The organism is Nonlabens sp. Ci31 (genome assembly GCF_012974865.1).
Classification (GTDB): Bacteria; Bacteroidota; Bacteroidia; order Flavobacteriales; family Flavobacteriaceae; genus Nonlabens.
Genome location: NZ_CP043633.1, coordinates 2,272,529 through 2,293,318, shown reverse-complemented (window position 1 = coordinate 2,293,318; position 20,790 = coordinate 2,272,529). Strand labels below are relative to the sequence as shown.

At 34.4% G+C, this 20,790-nt stretch carries 19 protein-coding genes and 1 tRNA gene; 14 read left to right on the top strand and 6 right to left on the bottom strand.

The genetic code is table 11. From position 1 onward, the window contains the following. Window positions 1–32: 32 nt before the first annotated feature. The 11 genes from F0365_RS10130 to F0365_RS10080 all read left to right on the top strand — a co-directional run bounded on the left by F0365_RS10130 (window position 33) and on the right by F0365_RS10080 (window position 10,342). Entirely contained in the window at window positions 33–647 is a 615-nt protein-coding gene (locus F0365_RS10130) for a TetR/AcrR family transcriptional regulator (protein ID WP_169933577.1), read from the top strand. A 1-nt stretch (window position 648) separates the two neighbouring features. Beyond that, the gene (locus F0365_RS10125; protein ID WP_169933576.1) at window positions 649–1,899 is read left to right on the top strand and encodes a TolC family protein; all 1,251 of its coding nucleotides are present in this window, start codon (window positions 649–651) and stop codon (window positions 1,897–1,899) included. 10 nt (window positions 1,900–1,909) lie between these two features. Next, on the top strand, window positions 1,910–2,806 hold the full coding sequence (locus tag F0365_RS10120; protein WP_169933575.1) for an HlyD family secretion protein: 897 nt from the start codon (window positions 1,910–1,912) through the stop codon (window positions 2,804–2,806). Window positions 2,807–2,817: 11 nt separating this feature from the next. Continuing rightward, on the top strand, window positions 2,818–3,201 hold the full coding sequence (locus F0365_RS10115) for a hypothetical protein (protein ID WP_240961598.1): 384 nt from the start codon (window positions 2,818–2,820) through the stop codon (window positions 3,199–3,201). Further along, a complete protein-coding gene (locus F0365_RS10110) occupies window positions 3,201–4,103 on the top strand; it encodes an ABC transporter ATP-binding protein (protein WP_169933574.1) in 903 nt (300 codons plus the stop codon). Before F0365_RS10115 ends, F0365_RS10110 begins: the two co-directional genes overlap by 1 nt. Then, window positions 4,103–4,831, top strand: a complete 729-nt coding sequence (locus tag F0365_RS10105; protein WP_169933573.1) for an ABC transporter ATP-binding protein — start codon at window positions 4,103–4,105, stop codon at window positions 4,829–4,831. The genes F0365_RS10110 and F0365_RS10105 overlap by 1 nt, the downstream gene beginning before the upstream one ends. Further along, entirely contained in the window at window positions 4,828–5,934 is a 1,107-nt protein-coding gene (locus tag F0365_RS10100) for an ABC transporter permease (RefSeq protein WP_169933572.1), read from the top strand. The genes F0365_RS10105 and F0365_RS10100 overlap by 4 nt, the downstream gene beginning before the upstream one ends. Next, window positions 5,934–7,055 carry an ABC transporter permease gene (locus tag F0365_RS10095; RefSeq protein ID WP_169933571.1) on the top strand — a complete coding sequence of 374 codons (1,122 nt, stop codon included), beginning with the start codon at window positions 5,934–5,936 and terminating at the stop codon, window positions 7,053–7,055. The genes F0365_RS10100 and F0365_RS10095 overlap by 1 nt, the downstream gene beginning before the upstream one ends. Window positions 7,056–7,141: 86 nt before the next feature. Continuing rightward, window positions 7,142–8,002 carry a hypothetical protein gene (locus F0365_RS10090; RefSeq protein WP_169933570.1) on the top strand — a complete coding sequence of 287 codons (861 nt, stop codon included), beginning with the start codon at window positions 7,142–7,144 and terminating at the stop codon, window positions 8,000–8,002. Window positions 8,003–8,352: 350 nt separating this feature from the next. Continuing rightward, complete coding sequence (locus F0365_RS10085; protein WP_169933569.1) at window positions 8,353–8,979, top strand: DUF2202 domain-containing protein; 627 nt, start codon at window positions 8,353–8,355, stop codon at window positions 8,977–8,979. A gap of 37 nt (window positions 8,980–9,016) precedes the next feature. Next, a complete protein-coding gene (locus F0365_RS10080) occupies window positions 9,017–10,342 on the top strand; it encodes a T9SS C-terminal target domain-containing protein (RefSeq protein WP_169933568.1) in 1,326 nt (441 codons plus the stop codon). Window positions 10,343–10,417: 75 nt separating this feature from the next. On the opposite strand, the gene F0365_RS10075 is transcribed toward F0365_RS10080, so the two are convergent. Further along, on the bottom strand, window positions 10,418–11,320 hold the full coding sequence (locus tag F0365_RS10075) for an IS1595 family transposase (RefSeq protein WP_169933110.1): 903 nt from the start codon (window positions 11,318–11,320) through the stop codon (window positions 10,418–10,420). 1,129 nt (window positions 11,321–12,449) lie between these two features. Then, a tRNA-Arg gene (locus F0365_RS10070) sits at window positions 12,450–12,526 on the bottom strand. 166 nt (window positions 12,527–12,692) lie between these two features. On the opposite strand from F0365_RS10070, the gene F0365_RS10065 reads away from it, so the two are divergent. Continuing rightward, complete coding sequence (locus F0365_RS10065; RefSeq protein ID WP_169933567.1) at window positions 12,693–13,214, top strand: adenine phosphoribosyltransferase; 522 nt, start codon at window positions 12,693–12,695, stop codon at window positions 13,212–13,214. 115 nt (window positions 13,215–13,329) lie between these two features. Here the strand turns inward: F0365_RS10065 and F0365_RS10060 are convergent, their stop codons facing one another. The 3 genes from F0365_RS10060 to F0365_RS10050 form a co-directional block, all read right to left on the bottom strand. Then, a complete protein-coding gene (locus F0365_RS10060) occupies window positions 13,330–13,740 on the bottom strand; it encodes a hypothetical protein (protein ID WP_169933566.1) in 411 nt (136 codons plus the stop codon). A 49-nt stretch (window positions 13,741–13,789) separates the two neighbouring features. Continuing rightward, complete coding sequence (locus F0365_RS10055) at window positions 13,790–15,352, bottom strand: NAD(P)/FAD-dependent oxidoreductase (protein WP_169933565.1); 1,563 nt, start codon at window positions 15,350–15,352, stop codon at window positions 13,790–13,792. Window positions 15,353–15,555: 203 nt separating this feature from the next. After that, window positions 15,556–16,533: an NAD(P)H-dependent flavin oxidoreductase gene (locus tag F0365_RS10050; protein ID WP_169933564.1), complete on the bottom strand. Its 978-nt coding sequence runs from the start codon at window positions 16,531–16,533 to the stop codon at window positions 15,556–15,558. Between the two features lie 166 nt (window positions 16,534–16,699). Between F0365_RS10050 and F0365_RS10045 the strand changes: the two genes are divergently transcribed. Then, entirely contained in the window at window positions 16,700–19,063 is a 2,364-nt protein-coding gene (locus tag F0365_RS10045) for a TonB-dependent receptor (RefSeq protein ID WP_169933563.1), read from the top strand. Window positions 19,064–19,066: 3 nt separating this feature from the next. Continuing rightward, entirely contained in the window at window positions 19,067–19,882 is an 816-nt protein-coding gene (locus tag F0365_RS10040) for a DUF4249 family protein (RefSeq protein WP_169933562.1), read from the top strand. Window positions 19,883–20,154: 272 nt separating this feature from the next. Here F0365_RS10040 and F0365_RS10035 read toward each other — a convergent pair whose 3' ends face one another. Further along, entirely contained in the window at window positions 20,155–20,781 is a 627-nt protein-coding gene (locus tag F0365_RS10035; RefSeq protein ID WP_169933561.1) for an NAD(P)H-dependent oxidoreductase, read from the bottom strand. Between the last annotated feature and the right edge of the window lie 9 nt (window positions 20,782–20,790).

Genomic DNA, 20,790 nt, shown 5'->3' with positions numbered 1-20,790 from the left:
TATTAACCATTTGGTTAAACTATATAGTTAATATGAAGAAAAGTAAAAACGAAAAGACAGAAGTTCAAATACTGGAGGCTGCAAAAAAAGTGTTTCAATCTAAAGGTATGGATGGAGCACGTATGCAAGAAATAGCAGATAAAGCTGGTATTAACAAAGCAATGCTACATTACTATTATAGAAGTAAGCAATTACTTTTTGAAGCGGTTTTTAATCAAGCCTTTTCGTTACTCGCTCCTCAACTTAACGTGGTTTTGAATGATGATTCATCTATTGAGGAAAAGGTGAAAAACTTCACTTCTAATTATATCACTTTTATGATAAAGCATCCCTATTTACCAAATTTCATCATTCAAGAGTTAAATAGAAACCAAGACTTTATTAAAAAACTAAAAGAAAATACAGGTTTTCCAAATCTTGAAAAATTTAAAATTAAAGTGGACGAAGAAGTTAATAAAGGGTTATTAAAACCTATTGAAGCTGATCAATTGTTTGTCAACATTATCGCTCTCAATATTTTTCCCTTTCTAGGAAAACCACTTATAAAAGCCTTTACAGATAAAGATGAAAAGGCATACTTAAAATTTGTAGAAGATCGTAAAACCGAAGTCGCAAATTTTATAATCAATGCAATAAAAAATACATAAAATGAAACGGTACATACTTTTATTACTAATGCTATTTACGCTACCTAGTTGGGGACAACATGTCATAACCTTACAGGAGTGTTATGAGCTGGCTATTACTAACTATCCTCTTGCTAAACAGTCACAGTTACTACAAACACAAACACAACTGGATAAAGATGCGATTTCTACTGCAAAATTACCGCAGTTTAGTCTAGATGCACAAGCTACTTATCAATCTGATGTGATTGAAGTTCCTATTCCAAATTCAAATATTGAACCTTTAAATAACGATCAGTATCGCGCGACCTTGTCTGTTAATCAACTTATATATAATGGAGGGACAATAGAGGCTTCTTTAAACTTAAAAACTGCCCAACTCAAAACCAAACAGATGCAAGTTGAAGTTAATTTGAATCAGCTCAAGCAACAAATAAACCAACTTTATTTTTCGATTTTATTATCTCAAAAAACGGAGCTGTTATTAAATGCCAAACGAGAAGAATTACAAACCAAACTTAATGAGGTAAGTTCTGGTATCAAGTATGGTATAATACTACCAGTATCAGATAAAATTATTAAAGCCGAAATCTTAAAACTAAATCAGCAATTAACTGAAGTTAAAAGTAACAAAACAACTTTAGTTAAGACACTTTCACAACAAATAAGTCAACCATTAAACACCACTACATTGTTCGAGAATCCTGTTATAGAGATACTGTTAAACAGTGATTTAAAAAGACCTGAACTGGAACTGTTTAAGCTTAAAAAAGAAGAGATAGCATACAACGAAACTTTAATTTCTAAACAAAATTCACCCAAATTACTTGGTTTTGCAACAGGTGGTTATGGTAATCCTGGTCTTAATATGCTGGACAATTCTTTCCAACCATTTTATATCGCTGGTATTAAATTAAACTGGAATGTATTTGATTGGAATTCTAACAAAAAGCAACGTCAGTCCTTAGCCATTAATAAGGATATTGTGGATACAGAGACCGAAACTTTCAAGTTAAATACTAACATAAAACTGAATCAACAACAAGAGGAAATAGAAAAGATAGAAACCTTTATAATCACAGATAAAGAGATTATAGGACTTAGAAAAGACGTATTAAAATCTTCAGATTCTCAGCTCAAAAATGGTGTAATTACCTCGTCAGCCTACATTACAGAACTCACTAATTTATATGAAGACGAAAACACTTTAATACGTCATAAAATTCAATTACAACTCGCAAAAGCAAATTACAACGTCATAAAAGGACAATAACTTATTTAGAATGAAAAACTACCTCTATATATCAATTATAAGCATCACTACACTAAGTCTATTTTCTTGTAGTGATTCTAATGGAAAAGCAGATGGCTACGGAAATTTTGAAGCTATTGAAATAACGATTTCAGCAGAAAATAACGGAAAACTTATGCAGTTTAAAGTTAACGAAGGTGATGTGCTTCAAAAAGAGCAATTTATAGGCTATATCGATACCATTCCACTAGCATTAAAACGAGAACAATTAGAAGTGTCTAAAGCTGTGATTAGTTCAAAATCTAGAGGTGTTTTATCACAAATCAATGTGTTAAACGCGAAATTAAAAACGGCAAACACGAATAAAGTACGCGCTGAAAATCTCATTAAAGATAATGCAGGAACACAAAAACAACTAGATGACGTTCAAGGTGAAATGGATGTCATCAAAAGTCAAATTAGAAGTGTTGAAATTCAAAACGCTCCTGTCGTTAATGAACTTAAATCTATTGACGTTCAATTAAAACAAATTGATGACCAAATCAAAAAAAATAAGATTATAAATCCTGTAGACGGAACTGTTTTAACCAAATACGCAGAACCAAATGAAATTACTGTATTTGGCAAACCGCTTTATAAAATTGCCGATTTAAGCACGATGCAATTACGAGTTTATATAAGTGAGACACAATTGGCTAATTTAAAAATGGGTCAGGAAGTAGCTGTTAAAATTGATAAAGATGATGCTATGAAATCTTATAAAGGTACAGTTAGCTGGATTGCTTCGGAAGCAGAATTCACACCAAAAATTATTCAGACAAAAGAAGAGCGTGTTGCTTTGGTCTATGCTGTAAAAATTGATGTGATAAACGATGGAAGTTTAAAAATTGGTATGCCAGCAGAAATGTGGATATCATCTAATAATTAATATAAATACATATGAAAAAATTAATTTTTTTAATAGGAATACTCGCTTTTATAGGATGTAAAAACGATGAAAAGACAACTACACAGCAATCTACAAATACCTATCCTAAAATGAATTTAAAAAGCTTACATACTGAGGACAAAGCTGTTCAAACAAAGCTTTTATTACAAGCCGAAGAAGGTAAAGTTATGTCATTACAAATAGCAAAGGGAAAAGAATTAAAAGAACACGTTAGTAACGTACAAGCGATTTTAATTTGCGTTTCTGGTAAGGCTATCTACAAAGAACAATCTGGTGAAACTAATTTAGAAGCTGGCGACTATGTTATGATTGAAAAAGATGTTAAACACGAGGTTATGGCTTTAGTAAATAGCAACTTTATTTTAGTAAAATAATGAGTATTATCGTTACCAATATATCGAAATCTTACAAAAATATAAAAGCTTTAGAAAGCATTTCTTTTGATGTAAAACCAGGTGAGCTTTTTGGGCTTATTGGACCTGATGGTGCAGGAAAAACAACGCTTTTTAGAGTTTTAACCACGCTTCTAATTGCAAACGAAGGTACTGCAACTGTTGCAGGTTATGATGTTGTTAATGATTATAAAAGCATTAGAAATAGTGTTGGTTATATGCCTGGCAAATTTTCACTTTATCAGGATTTGACCGTTGAAGAAAACCTAAATTTCTTTGCTACCATTTTTGGCACAACAATAGAAGAAAACTACGATTTAATAAAAGATATATATATTCAAATAGAGCCTTTTAAAGATCGTCGTGCTGGAAAGCTGTCGGGCGGTATGAAACAAAAACTAGCTTTATGCTGCGCATTGATTCACAAACCCAAAGTCTTGTTTTTAGACGAACCAACAACAGGAGTAGATCCAGTGTCAAGAAAAGAATTTTGGGAAATGCTAAAACGCTTGCAACAAAAAGACATCACTATTTTGGTATCTACACCTTATATGGACGAAGCGGCTTTATGTGATAGAATTGCACTAATTCAAGATGGAAAAATCTTGGAGATTGATACACCTGAAGCTATTGTAAAACATTACCCAAAACCAATTTATAATGTACGCGCAAATAATATGTATCAGCTCATTAACGCTTTAAATGCCTATGAACACAATCATAGTGTATATCCTTTTGGAGAATTTGTGCATTACACAGATAACAGAACAGATTTTAATCCGAAAGATTTGAAAGTGTATTTAGAATCGAAAAACCTATCCAATATAGAAATAGAAAAAACTGTAGCGACTATTGAAGATACTTTTATGGAATTAGCAAAATAATGAGCAACGAAAGAGTCATACAAGTAGAAGGATTAACCAAAATGTTTGGGGATTTTACAGCTGTAAACGCCATTACTTTTGAGGTTAACAAAGGTGAAATATTTGGTTTTTTAGGCGCAAATGGAGCAGGAAAAACCACAGCTATGAAAATGCTAATTGGTATTTCTAATCCAACTTCTGGAAAAGCTAATGTAGCTGGATTTGATGTATTCACACATGCTGAAGACATCAAGAAAAACATTGGATATATGAGTCAGAAATTTGCTTTGTATGACGATTTAACGGTTAAAGAGAACATTATGTTTTTTGGTGGCATTTACGGTTTGTCGAGAAAACGAATAAAAGAAAAATCAGCTATTTTGATTCAAGAATTACGATTGGAAAAAGTTGCAAATAAGCTGGTAGGTTCATTACCACTGGGCTGGAAACAAAAACTGTCTTTTTCTGTGTCTTTACTTCACGATCCTAAAATTGTGTTTTTAGATGAACCAACAGGAGGCGTTGACCCAATTACCAGACGCCAATTCTGGGAAATGATCTACAAAGCAGCCAATCAAGGCACCACCGTTTTTGTAACCACACACTATATGGACGAAGCTGAATATTGCGACAGAGTATCTATTATGGTTAACGGAAAAATTGAAGCTTTAGATACACCAAAGAAACTCAAAGAACAGTTTAAAGCAGATAATATGAATGATGTATTTCTAAAACTAGCGAGAGGATGAAAAGGTTTATAGGCTTCATAAAAAAAGAATTCTACCATATCTTTAGAGATAGACGCTCGTTGTTTATTCTCTTCGGAATGCCAATTGCACAAATTTTGTTGTTTGGCTTCGCCATAACTAATGAAATCAATAATGTAGATATTGCTATTTTAGATCATTCTAAAGATGCAACTACAGAAGAAATTATTAATAAAATTTCAGCTTCAAAATACTTTAGTGTCAATCAATTTATTGAAAAAGAATCTGATATTGAAACCATTTTTAAAAAAGGAAAAGTAAAAGCAGTTTTAAATTTTGAAAAAGATTTTAGTAAAAATCTAATCAAAGATCACAATGCAACCCTACAGATAATTACAGATGCTACAGACCCAAATACCGCAAACACCATTAGTAATTTTGTAAATGCGATTCTTACACAGTATCAAAAGGAATTAAACAAAGATATTACCATTGAATATCAAATAGTTCCAAGAACGCGCATGGTTTACAACCCAGAATTAAAAAGCGTGTATATGTTTGTTCCAGGTGTTATGACCATTATTTTAATGTTAGTTTCTGCAATGATGACCTCAATTTCTATCACCAGAGAAAAAGAATTAGGAACAATGGAAATTTTACTGGTTTCACCATTAAAACCGCTTCAAGTAATTATAGGTAAAGTGTTTCCTTATATTTTCCTATCCATTATTAATGCATTAGTTATTATTGTACTAAGCATTTTTATCTTTAAAATGCCAGTTCAAGGTAGTTTAGTTTTATTAGGATTGGAGAGCATCTTATTTATTATTTCAGCTTTGGCTCTAGGAATCTTAATCTCAACTATTTCAGCAACACAACAGACAGCGATGATGATTTCACTTATGGGACTAATGCTTCCTGTAATTTTATTATCTGGTTTTATTTTCCCTATTTCCAGTATGCCAATACCGTTGCAAGTTATTAGTAATATAATTCCTGCTAAATGGTTTATAATCATTATTAAAGGTATAATGCTTAAAGGTGTAGGTCTACAATACGTATGGAAAGAAACCCTAATCTTATTTGGTATGACTGTATTTTTTATTGGATTAAGTGTAAAGAAATATAAAATCAGATTAGAGTAATGAAAATAATTCTATATATCATACAAAAAGAGTTTAAACAAATCTTTAGAAATAAAGGGATGCTTCCTATAATTTTTATTTTGCCTTTATTGCAACTCATTATTCTATCTAACGCTGCCACTTTTGAAGTTAAGAATATCAAATTTGGGTATATTGATAGCGATCACACATCAACATCAAGAGCATTAATAGAAAAATTTAATGCCTCAACTTATTTTGAAGTGTCGACAGATTTTCCATCTGAGCGATTAGCAAGTGCTGCGATGCTTAAAGGAGAAGTTGATGTTCTATTAGAAATTCCAAACTATTTTGAACGTGATTTACAAAAGGAAAAACACAACAATTTAGGAATAACCATTAATGCGATTGATGGAGCAGCAGCTGGTGTTGAGAATGTATATTTAACTCAGATCGTGCAACGTTTTAATAAAAATTTAAAAGTTGATTTATTTCAAGTTTCAGACAAGCAAATTCAGCCAATAAATATTGAAACCGTCCCTTTATTCTGGTATAATGAAACCTTAAATTACAAAACCTTTATGGTTCCTGGGATTTTGGTGTTGTTGGTAACTATGATTACGTTGTTTCTTTCAGGGATGAATATTGTCCGCGAAAAAGAAATTGGCACATTAGAACAAATAAACGTTACACCTATCAGAAAAAGCCAGTTTATAATTGGCAAACTATTTCCGTTTTGGGTCATTGGGATGGGTATACTAACAGTTGGACTTATTATCGCAAGAGTTATCTTCAATGTGCCTATTGTAGGAAGTTTACCCTTGATGTATTTATATACTTCCATTTATATATTAGTTATTCTAGGCATAGGCTTGTTCATTTCAAACTTTACAGACACACAACAGCAAGCGATGTTTATTGCTTGGTTTTTTACAGTGATTTTTATCTTGATGAGCGGTTTATTTACGCCTATTGAGAGTATGCCTGAATGGGCTCAGATTCTTACAGAATTTAACCCTATTAAATACTTTGTAGAAGTAATGCGTATGGTTATGCTTAAAGGTTCTGGTTTTATGGATATTCTACCGCAATTATCCAAAACACTACTGTATGCTTTTATAATGAATGGATTAGCGGTTTGGAGTTATAAAAAAACAAATTAATATTAATGTTTTATATGTAACCTATGTGACTGTAGGCGCATTAATTATTCCTCAGATTTGATCTGAATTTAAAAAATAATAATATTATGATATATCTAAAAGTAATTAAGAAAATAGGATTCGTATTAATTTTAGGATTAATGCTAGTTTCTTGTAACAAAAACGAGAAAAAAGTTAATGTCTCAGAAACTCAAAAAAGTGTTGCAGTAGAAAAATCAAAAGCGGATAAAAAACTTAAAATTGAGGACTATTTCTCTGGTCCAAATTATATGCGTTATATGGTTTCTGAAAAAAATCAATTGGCATTAACAGACAAACAAGAATCAGCATTTAAGATTTGGAGAACTGAAAATCATCCAAAGATTGAAGCTAGAATGGAACAAATAGATGAAATTAATTCTGAAATAAAATCGCTTTCAAAAGAACAAGCAAGCTCAGAGAAAATTTTGCAAAAACTGGATGCTACTAATAAACTACGATTAGAAATTGCAGAGATTAAAATTCAATGTAGAGATCACATCATTGAAGAGTTAGACGACAAACAATGGAATACTTTGGTAGAAGATTATAAAAAAGAATATCCTTTTATGGAAAGAGAAGAAATGATGGTGTTGATTTCTCACGTAAATCCGCTTCCCAACTATATGCAAACCATAAATGATAATACAGAAAAATTCAAAATATCTGAGGAAGAACAAAAAACATTAGGAAACTGGAGCAGTGAAAACCATCCAAAAATGATGCAAATGGCACAGCAAGTTCAAAACCTAGAAAAAGATATCTATCAAGCGTCTCTTAATAAGGAGCCAAGAGCAGGAATATTCAATAAGATAAATGAAATTGGAAAACTAAGAGTAGACGTAGTTTCAAAAAAAACAAATTGTAGAGACTTGGTTATAAAAACACTATCGCCAGAGCAATGGAATCTTTTAATAGAAAAAAGTTAATGTAAAGCGAGCTAAGGATAATAGGTATTTTTAATTACTCATCATCCTTTTTTTAGTGAGTTTATAAGCTAACCAGATAAAGCCTACTAAAAAATGAAGTATAATAATTGTCGCAACTATATAAATTGTGGTATTTGAATTTCCCATCGCGTGTAATACATTTTAGTGTTTAAGCAAAGGTAGAATTTGAATGGAATATAAAAAATGACATTTGTTACCTTACGCTTTCGCGAAAGCGGAATAAAAAAAGCACTCTTAATGTTAAAGAGTGCTTTTTTAGTTATGTAACATAGGTAACTGTAGCACTCAATTTTATTACGGAGATTAGTAGTAAATAAATACAAGTAATTATGAAAAGGTTTATAAAAATAACAGCGACTACAGCAATCGTTATATTAACTGGTCTGGTTTCTCTAACCTCTTGCAGTAATGATGATGACACAGATCAAATTACAAATAGTATAGTACTTACTCAAGCAGATAAAGATGCTTTATTGTTTATGCTAGAAGAAGAAAAATTAGCACGTGACACTTATGAGTATTTAGATAATTTATGGTCAATAAATCAATTTGGTAATATTAAAAATAGTGAACAATCTCATATGAATTTAGTTGCAAATTTATTGACTCAAAGTAATGTGCCATTTGAGATTTTACCATACGGAGAGTTTACTAATACAGAAATACAAACTTTATATGACCAATTTGTAGTTGACGGATCAATCAGTATGAACAATGCGCTTACAATAGGGGCTACTATTGAAGATTTAGACATTCGTGATTTACAAGACTATATAGACGTCACATCAAATGTTGCTCTTATATCAGTTTTTGAAAACTTACAATGTGGATCGCGCAATCATTTAAGAAGCTTCTTCACTGCAATTGAAAACTCTGGAGAGAATTATGTGCCACAGTACATATCGCAAGAACAGTTTGATACTATTGTAACATCAGGAAGCGAACAATGCAATTAACTATAAACCTTATTAAACACACTTTAAATCAAAATAGATGAAACTAAATATCATTTTTACTTTTTTAATAGCCTTTACACTTTCAAGCTGTAATTCGTCTGCACAAGAACAGTTTACAATTCAAATAGAACCATTTTCCATTAATGAGGCTCCTGGCATTCAATCTTACTCATTAGGTAAGACTAGCGATGGCAAATGGTTAATATTAGGTGGTCGCATAGATGGGCTTCATAAACGTAGACCCTTTGAAGCTTTCTTAAAGAAAGAAAATAATACTAAAGTATTTGTTATCGACCCAGAAACAAATAAAACTTGGGAAACAGATTTAAGCGTCCTACCAGCTTCAATTTTTGAACAATTACAATCTACAAATCAAGAGTTTCAACAAAGAGACAATACACTTTATGTAATAGGCGGATATGGTTATAGTGATACTAAAGGTGATCACACAACATACTCAAATTTAACAGCAATAGATATAGATGGGCTTTCTAAGGCTATTATCGAAGGATCTAATATCTCGAGTTTCTTCAGGCAGATAACAGACTCAAATCTGGCAGTAACAGGCGGACAATTAGGTTTATTGAATGATACTTTTTATTTGTGTGGTGGACAATACTTTGAAGGGAGATATAATCCAATGGGACCAGGTCACGGTCCTGGGTTTACTCAAGAGTATACTAATGAAATAAGAACGTTTAAAATAGAAGATGATGGTGTTAATTTATCAATTAGTGATTATTCGGCAGAAAAAGACCCTGAAAATCTTCATAGGAGAGATTATAATATGGTACCGCAGATCTTTCCAGATTTAACAAAAGGCTTTACGATGTTTAGTGGTGTTTTTCAATATGACGCCAACATTCCTTGGCTAAACTCTGTAGATGTAAATGAAAATGGCTATAAAGTTAATAGCGATTTTAATCAATACCTAAGTCAATATCATAGTGCAAAAGTCCCTGTTTATAATTTAGAGAAAAACGAAATGATAACGATATTTTTTGGAGGGTTGAGTCAATATCAATACGAAAATAAAGGCGATTTAATTAAAGATGACCAAGTGCCTTTCGTCAAAACAATTAGTATGGTTACACGCCATCAAGATGGATCTATGACCGAAAAGGATTTAGGTATAAAAATGCCAGCCTTTTTAGGATCAGGAGCAGAATTCATTCCATTGTCAAACGAAGCTATCTATTTAGAAAATGAAATTGTCAACTTGAATAGCTTAAAACAAGAAAAAACATTAATTGGTTACATATACGGAGGTATTGAAAGTTCTGAAGAAAATATTTTCTTTAGAAATAATGGAACCCAAAGTACAGCTAGCAATCAGGCCTTTAAAGTTTATTTAACTAAGTAAAACAGTTTAATGTAACATAGGTTACTGACCACCACTATTTATTGGCATTTCTTTGTCAAAAATAAAATTATTGAGTTACACACTTAGCATCTGTTTTATATCTTTATGATAAATTGGTTTAGCTATTACCATTCTTTCTATTGTTTTATGGAATATGCTCTGTTTGGATTGAGATCGATTAATTCTAAAACAGAATTCGTCAAAGTAGCTTTGCACATGCCATTTACTAACATGTGTAGGTATTGCTCTCAACCAAGATTTTAACTGCATAATTACAACATGTAGTTCTTTAAAATTACTTCCGTTATTACTTAGTTTCTGCTCTATATCATAATTCTTTTTAAGTGGAGCATAACCTCTCCATTTATCGGTAACTATTTTTGCAGAGGGATCTATATGTTCTTCAAATATTGGAGTTAGTGATTTAGCTGAGTAATCATCTATAGACTTCACATAAACTCTTTTGATTTTATGTTCGGCGCTCAGTTCTACCGCTATCACTGCTTTTTTCTTTTTTGAATCGTAACTTCTACCTTGCTTGCCTTGTTCTTTTCCCCCTACGGTAAATTCATCAACATGAACTATTTCAGTTAGAGGATATTTTTGACTGCTTTTCATTGACTTTCTAACTTTCTGCATGAAATACCAAGCGGTACCTTGACGGATATCAAATCGCTTTCCCATTTGAACACTGGAAACACTCTTGGTACTAGTACTCATTTCAAACACAACGCAGAATGCCTTTTGCAAACCAAATTTAACCTTATGAAACAAGGTGTTTGCAGTGGCGCTTTCAACGTGATTGCAACTGTAACAGTGATATCTATAACCAGATTTTTCACAGCCCTTAGTGTGACCACATTTTGTACATGTAAAACCATCCTGCCATTTTATTTTTGCTAAATATGCTTTACAAGCATCATCATCTGGCAGTTCTTTCACAAAACTCAGTATATTTTGACCTTTAAATACTTCCATAACCCGTGTTATTAATGATAACAAGATACGGAAACTATATGACTAACTCAAAAAATTTATTTGACTGATACAATAAGTCACACAAGCTTAATATAAGTATAACATTCTAAATATTAATTAATTAATTAACTTAATAATCAATTTTTGAATTAGAAAATCTGGGTTATTTTGGAGCTGACTTTTATTAAAAAAATCATAAAAAGACTATCATATAAGGTTTACTCTTCAAAAAAGAGTGCCGAAATTAATTTGTAGAATTAAAGGTTAGCTACGGATAAATTTTGTTTTTTTTAAGATCTTACTTCAACTAAATTTTATCGATCAAATGTTACAATTTCAAATTGTAGTAAAATATGTTAATTATAAAAGTTACGACGACTTAAGCAGAAGTATGGGGAGAGCCAAGTTCAATAGGTCAGACATATCTTTATGGAGATTCATGATTTTTGGTAAATGTTATATGGAATAATGTTACACTAGAGGGTCGACCAATGCTTATAAGATTCGAAAATTCGGATGATGTTAGTAACGTTAGCATAGACGGAAATATTTATGCAAGACCAATTTTCCCAGAGATGATAATGATTGGAGGAACAGGGTACGGTTTAAAATGAAACCAATCATATAATTTTTGTCATGAGACGATTTACGTTTTGAAATTCAAGCCAGAACAAAAAATTAAACCCGCCTGTTTTTTAGGCATTTAAAAGCATATTTATTTCTATATACACCACTTCACAAACCTACTTTAGAGCTACTCGATTAAAAACAGAAAGATATTTTAGAATGCTATGCAACATAACTATTAACCGCAAAAAAAAAATAATTAAGCTACGTATAATTTAAAAAGTTGGCTAAAATGTCTACCAACTAAAAAATAACTTATTCCTATTTAAGTGACACAAAATGTGACACATATAAAATATAAAATCCGCAATAACTTATTTATCAGTTATATGCGGATTTATTTTGTGACCTCTGTAGGACGAATTTTATTGATCCTGAGTGAAGTGCCTTTTGCAAATACAACTGCCAGCTTTTGCAAGTCTAGTGTCTTAAAACAAAAAACCTTGATCAAGCGAGCTTGTCAAGGTTTCTATGTTTTAATTCACAACGCAGTTGTGAGTGATGGTGACCTCGGCAGGATTCAAACCTGCAACCTCCACAGCCGTAATGTGGTGCACTATTCAGTTATGCTACGAGGCCCAATAAACAAAAGACTTGTTGCTTTTGCGGCTGCAAATATACGAGAATTTAGAATAATGCCAACTTTATTCTATAATAAACTCATAATTATTTCGCACTGGAAATTATATTAAAAATTTGCTTCTTCAAATAGTCAACTAACACTTGCCTTTTCTATATTTAACCCATGAACAACCCTTTCTTAGAACAACACGTCATAGACATCCCTGATTTCCCAAAACCAGGGATTGTTTTCAAAGATATCTCACCATTATTGGCATCTCACGAGGCTAGAGATTTAATGACTCAGGCATTAATTGAGCCTTTTCAAGATCAAAAAATTGATGTTGTAGTGGGAATAGAATCACGAGGCTTTCTTTTCGGAATGCTCATGGCAAAAGCGCTCGATGCAAAATTTATTATGATACGCAAGCCTGGCAAACTGCCAGGAAAGATCATGAGTCAAGAGTATGAACTAGAGTATGGCTCTGACACTATTGAAATGCAAGAAGGTGCTATTAAAAGCACCGATACCGTTCTTATTCATGATGACGTGCTAGCAACCGGAGGTACTGCTGCAGCTGCATACTCATTAATCAGTGAAACTAAAGCTGCTATAGCAGGTTTTAGTTTTATCATTGAACTTGATTTTTTAAAAGGAAGAGCTCTTTTATCAGGACATGACCTTCACGCTATACTCCACTATTAGTCCTATCGATGGCTGATACTCATCGTATAAGAGTACATCTGTTATCGGTTTTTAATTTTCTTTTGATCATAGAAATTCTTTATGAAATGGACTCCCTACAAAAGCGTGGCTTTCCTTAGGATTCGTTTTTTTCTAATAAATCAACAGCCCAATTCATTGCTTCTTCAATAGTAGAGGCTACCAGGAATTCTTTTGCATAGAACTTACTTTCAAATAGGGCAGTACGTTTCCCGATTTCCTTATCTGTAACTATAGACATCCCTATTAGGTTGGGAATTTTTGAGGCTTCTAAGTAAATAACCGGACTCACATTATAATCAAAAAAACGATTTGCTATATAAACAAAATTTTTACCTTCAAAGTGTTTTTGAGCAATAGCATTGAGTTCATTATTATTTTCTGGTACTAGAATGATTCCCGACTTCATTTGCGCAAACATGTATTTAGGAAACACAAAAAGCTCCGCATACGATAAGTCGTAATAGGTTATAGGTAACATAGTGGGTTTTGATATTTTTTTTTGCAAAATTAGAAGTTTATTCTGAAATAAATCACCGTAAAAATCTAAATAAATCTTATTTATTTAGATTTTTCTTTTCAATGATGCGATCCATGCAGTTAATTCCATCAATCGCTGCGCTAATAATACCGCCAGCATATCCAGCTCCTTCGGCACAAGGGTATAAACCTTTGATTTCTATGTGTTCCAATGTTAATGGATCTCTTGGAATGCTTACAGGAGAACTTGTCCGACTTTCTGGTGCATGAAGAACTGCCTCGTTAGTATAATAACCTTTCATCTTTTTACCGAAGGACACAAAAGCAGCACTTAATCGGGTGGCTAGCATTTCTGGAAGCACTTTGTTTAAATCAACACTTGTTAAACCAGGGAAATAAGAGGTTTTAGGAAAATTTGTAGATACTTTTCCTTCCACAAAGTCCTGCATACGTTGCGCGGGAACTTTTTGAGTTTTTCCAGCAGCAACCCAGCAATCGTATTCTACTTTTTTCTGAAAATTGAGAGATACAAATGGATCTTCGGGATCGTAATTAGGTAAATCTTCTGGTGATACACTGACCACAATACCGCTGTTTGAATAAGGATTATTGCGTTTGCTTGGACTCCAGCCGTTAGTGACCACCTCATCAGTGTCTGTGGCACATGGTGCGATAATACCCCCAGGACACATACAAAAGGAGTACACCCCCATTCCATCCACTTGCTCTACAAGACTGTAACTGGCCGGCGGTAAATATGGGTTTTGATCATCACCGTGGTATTGAATCTGATCAATCAATTCTTGTTGGTGTTCTATCCTCACTCCTATCGCAAATGGTTTTGCCTGCACTTTTATACCTCTTTTATGAAGTAGATAAAAAATATCTCTAGCTGAATGACCAGTTGCTAATAGAAGGTTGTCATAGGCTATCCATTCCGTATCATTAATCTGAATGGCCTTAATTTGTTGATTCTCGTGACCTATATCAGTCATTTTAGACTCAAAATGCACTTTTCCACCAGCTTTTTCAATCGCTTCTCGCATAGAAGTAATGATCTGCGGTAGTTTATTGGTTCCTATATGAGGATGCGCATCTACCAGTATATCTGGTGTAGCGCCAAAATCAACAAACCACTCCAAAGCTTTAAGTACATTACCTCTTTTCTTAGACCTGGTATATAACTTACCGTCGCTATAGGTTCCTGCTCCGCCTTCTCCAAAACAATAATTAGACTCTGGGTTAACGATATGATCTTTATTAATAGCAGCAAGATCACGTCTTCTAGAGCGTACGTCTTTACCACGCTCATATACTATGGGCTTTAACCCGCCCTCAATAGCTCTTAGTGCTGCATATAATCCTGCTGGCCCAGCTCCTATAATTGCTACTTCTTTTGATTGAGAAACATCTTGGATTTGATAAACCTCTCTTTCAAGGATATCTTCTCCTTTAAGCCATAGTTCTATTTGTAAATTGAATGTTACTTTCTTCTGTCTTGCGTCGATAGAACGTTTTCTGATATTCCATTTCTGAATATCATCCATACGCAAATCGATTTTTTCAAAAACCTTTCCTAGAATATGATCTTCATCTTCTAGATAATGTGGTAGAATAGAAATTTGTACGAGTTGACTCATGCGACAAAGGTAGTTAGAAAAAAATCTCAAATCTGTAAATGAAATTCCAAATTCCAAATTCCAAAACTTCCTGTTCTTCATTCATAACTAGGAGTTTGAATTTTATTTTACCTATTTCTGACCATGAATTTCTAAAGCTGAAATTACGACAGGGTAAAACAGATTTCCAAATCCCCGAATCGAGAAGTTTTTAAACCATCAAATTATACGATGTAACAGTACTTCTTCAAATTTTCTATTTGCTTTTCTATAGCCGCTTTAAATTCTGCTTTCATTCGGTCTATAAGTGCTGCAGTTGGCATACTGTCTTTTACAGTAGCGCTACCTTGTCCCGCACTCCAGATGGTTTTCCAAGCTTTAGCTTCGGTATCCATTTCCTTACCAAAGTCAACTTTTGCTTTAGCCTTCATTTGCTCTTCTGTAATTCCCGCTGCTTGCAAACTAGCGCCTAAAAAATTAGCACTTACTCCAGAAATAGCAGCAGTATAAACGATATCGCTACAGCCGGCATTGATAATCATATCGCGGTACTCATCGGTAGCTTTAGATTCGTCTGTATTGATAAAACGTGTTCCCATATAAGCGAGATCTGCGCCCATCTGTAAAGCACTAGCCACGTCCTGACCAGAACTCATGGCGCCTGCAAGTAATAGAGTACCGTCAAAAAATTCACGAGTCTCTCTTATAAAAGGCATAGGATTATTAACACCAGCATGTCCACCTGCACCTGCACAAACTAAAATCAATCCGTCTACTCCAGCTTCTTGCGCTTTCTCTGCATGGCGTTTTTTAATCACATCATGAAATACGACTCCACCATAACTATGTACAGCGTTCACCACATCGCTCACTGCTCCTAAAGAGGTGATGATCAAGGGCACTTTATGTTTCATGCACAACATCAAGTCTGCTTGAAGACGAGGATTACTTCCATGGACAATAAGGTTTACTCCATAAGGCGCTGCTTTTTTACCCGTTTCTTCTTCCCATTGCGCCAGTTCTGTTTTGATCTGTATCAACCATTCTTCAAATCCTTGGCTAGAACGTTGGTTCAACGCTGGAAAGGTACCTACTATTCCGTTTTTACAACAAGAAATGACGAGCTCTGGCCCAGATATTAAAAACATAGGCGCTGCCACCACAGGCAAAGAAAGTTGGTCGGTAAGTTGTGCTGTTGTCATGGAAATAGTTTTGACCAAAGTTACTAAAGTGATTTATGATGTGTGCACCGTAGATTAAAAAGATATTAAATTAAATGTAAAGGTTAGCTTTGGAAAGCTTTTCAACTTTACTTTTACCAGATATAGTTAGTTACATCATTAATTTTCAAGACCTAATACCTGCCCATTGAAAAACATTGTATTTATAGGAGTTTTTACCTTTCTCGCTTTCGCGAAAGCGTACTCACAAAAAGCCACGCTCTCAGGAACCATCATCGAGGATGGAACTGGTGAAACTTTGCTCAACGTTACTGTAAACATCATCGAATTAAAAACCGGAACCATAACCAATGCCTACGGTTATTATTCCATCACCCTACCTACAGGAGTTTATACCGTGCAATATTCCAGTATAGGATATGCGACCATAGAGAAAAAGATCTCCCTCAACGAAAACGTAAAACTAGACCTCTCCCTAAAAGAACAAGGTGAAGAACTAGACGCCATCATCATCACTGCAGATGTGGAGAAAATGAGCACTAAATCACCTCAAATGAGTGTGAACGCACTTTCTATAGAAACAATTAGAAAAATCCCTGTGGTACTGGGAGAAACTGATCTGATCAAAGCTCTTACGTTACTCCCAGGAGTTAGTAATGCTGGTGAAGGATCTGCCGGTTTTAATGTAAGAGGTGGCTCTGCAGACCAGAATTTGGTCCTACTGGATGAAGCTACTCTTTATGGAAGTGACCACTTATTTGGCTTTTTCTCGGTTTTCAACCCAGATGCCATAAAGGATTTAAAACTCTACAAAGGCGGTATCCCAGCCAGATATGGTGGTCGTGTTTCTAGTGTACTGGACATTTATCAACGCGATGGAAACAAACAAAAATTTAGTGGTACAGGAGGAATAGGAGTTGTAGCAAGTAGATTGCTATTTGAAGGTCCTATTATCAAGGAAAAGGCCTCCTTTTTAATAGGTGGACGTAGTAGTTATGCGCATTTATTCTTGCCCTTATTTGACGTAGATAATGTTGCCTATTTCTACGACCTCAACGCCAAAGCCAGCTTTAATCTAGATGATAACAACCGGCTTTATATGTCCAGCTACTTCGGTAGAGACGTCTTTAATGTGAACAATCTTTTTGGTAATACCTTCGGTAACAGTTTTGTAAATGTCAGATGGAACCATCTTTTTAGTGAAAAATGGTTTTCCAACGCTTCTGTCATTTATAGTGATTACAACTATGGGCTGGAATTACAATTTGTCGAGTTTACCTTTGATAGTGGTATTACTAATATGAATCTAAAATACGACCTTACCAATTTTGTAAATGATAAGGTAAAAATGAAATACGGAATCAACTCCATTTATTACGAGTTTGATCCAGGAAGAATAAAGCCTACAACAGCTACAAGTGGTATCAACGATACACAGCTGATTAAAAAATATGCTTGGGAAAACGGCGTCTATGCAGATGGCGAATTTAAAATAAGCGATCAAGTCAATATCAATGCCGGTTTACGAATCAGTAGTTTCAATAGATTAGGACAAGAAAGTCTTAATATCTATGAAAATAACCAACCCCTCTTGTATAATGAAGATTTAGAAGTTTATGAAAGCGCAGCACCTACAGCCTCTTTTTCTAGCAGTCGCAGTGAAACCCTAAAGTCCTTTGTCAACTTAGAGCCTAGGTTTTCCATCGCTTACTCCTTAGATGAGGATACGAGTATCAAGGCGAGCTACCAGCGTATCAATCAATACATTCACTTGATTTCTAACACCAATGCTCCTACTCCATTTGATCTTTATGCACCCAGTGGAACCTTTATAGAACCACAAAAGGGAACTCAAGTCGCTGCTGGTTTCTTTAAAAACATAGGGAACTATTCCATAGAAACCGAGGCCTTTTATAAAACGGTAGACAACCGATTGGACTACATCGATGGTGCTGATTTGATTGCAAATGATGCCGTAGAGCAAATTTTACTAAAAGGAGAAGCTAGAGCTTATGGTCTGGAGTTTTTACTGAGAAAAAATAAAGGTAAACTTCAAGGATGGATCGCTTATACCCTTTCTAAAAGTGAACAACGCACACCGGGAAGAACAGCTCTGGAGCCTGGAATTAACAATGGAGAGTGGTACAATGCGGCTTGGGATAAAACACATGATCTTACCCTAACCGCAAATTACGACTTGAATAAAAAGTGGGACCTAGGCGCTAATTTCACTTTACAAACTGGACAGCCAGTTACCTATCCTAATGGTCAGTATCAATTTGATAGCTTGTTTATCCCTACTTATGAATCTAGAAATAGCAGCCGCCTGCCTATTGTGCACCGACTAGATTTCTCTGCTACCTACACGCCTAAACCGGATAAGAAAAAAGGCTGGCAATCCAGCTGGGTGTTTAGTTTATACAATGCTTACAACCGAAGAAACGCAGTGAGTATCTCCTTTGCAGAGAATGAAGATACCAATAGAAATGAAGCGACAAGGCTTGCCATATTTGGAGTAATTCCTGCGGTCACCTATAATTTTAATTTTTAAGAGATGAAGAAGTTTTTTATATACGTAGTTACTCTATTAATGATCTCCTCTTGCTCTGATGTAGTTCAATTAGATCTCAATAATTCAGATCCGCGACTGGTCGTAGATGCCTCCATGGAGCTAAACGATTCTGGGACTACATTTACCAGAGTACAACTTACCAGATCTGCGGGGTTTTATGATGAAGAAATCGTTTTTGTAAATGACGCAATAGTCAGCATCACTGATGCCGATGGCGCCCTAATCCCTATTCCTTTTGTAGCAGATGGAGTGTATAGCTCTGGCTTTCCATTTATAAGAATGAGCAATCCTACTGAAAATAACTACACCCTTACTATTAATGATAACGGAGCTGTCTATACAGCTACCGAAAGTCTAGAGCCTACGGTACCATTTACAGATGTAGAGCAGGGAACGATAAGCGGTTTTGGAGATGATATTACGGAGGTCACTGCTTTCTTTAACGATCCTTCAGGTCTTGGTGATTTTTACCTTTTTGAATACCAAGATGTTGATAATGTTCAAGTCGACATTATTGATGATGAATTTACTGATGGCAACCGTTCTCAGACGACTTTTTTTATCGAAGAGATTACTCCAGGAGCCACAGCAACCATACGTATTCTAGGAATAGACCAAGGTTGTTTTAATTTCTATGAAACACTACTACAGCAAGCGGGAGATGGCGGTGGCGGTCCCTTTGGAACCCAACCAGCCGTGGTAAGAGGTAACATCATCAATACCACAGATTCAGAGCGGTTCCCTTTTGGGTATTTTAGAATTTCTGAAGCTTTTGAAATTGAATATACGATACAGTAAAACAGGCTTTTCTTAAGTTTTTAGAAAAAGGAAGTTGTATGGTATTTTATTTTCTTGTCCTCTTTGTTTAAAAAGCGTCACATAGAAGGGACTATTCTCTTATGGAAAAAATAGGTATCCCTAGACAGGGGAATACCGGTATCCTAAACACCCGTTGTCCTGACTGCATTTCCCTGAAAATAAAACTCATAAAGTAGCTCTTCGATAATCCCTATAGAGGACCTGTTCCCTACTGGGAACATTCTAAAGGCTATTAAAGGTATTTATTGCCGCTACAAAAATGAAACCATTTCTTGTTGTGGTCGGCGTACCTTTTTTAATTGAGACATCAAGTCGTCAATTGCTCGGTAACCCACGGGAAGTAGTAAGGTGCTTTTTAAACCTTTGGCTTTTAAATCTAGCAACTCATCTATTTTTTCAGGTACAAAACCTTCCATAGGACACGAATCGATTTGCTGCTGTGCGCAAACGGTAAGTAGGTTGCCTAAAATCAAATAAGCTTGGTTCTTTGCCCACAATTCAATCTCTTCAGACTCTTTCTTGGAAAAAGTACTTGTCAAGAAATCTTGAAAAGGTTGAATCACCTCATCTGGTGTATTGCGCTCTTTTTTAACGATAGAGAAATAATCTTTTACGTATTGTTCATCTACAACAGTCGTGCATATCACTAATACAGCACTGGCATCTTTAACTTGCATCTGACCATAAGAATGAGGTACCATTTTCTCCTTAAGATCTTGATCTTGAACAACAATTAACCTACAAGGTTGTAAACCGTAAGAAGTAGCGGTAAGATTAAAGGCTTGTGCAAGCAGCTCCAATTGGCTTGTTTCTAGATTTTTTTCAGAATCAAATTTTTTAGTGGCATATCTCCATTGCAAACTTTCTATACTATCCATAGTTATGAT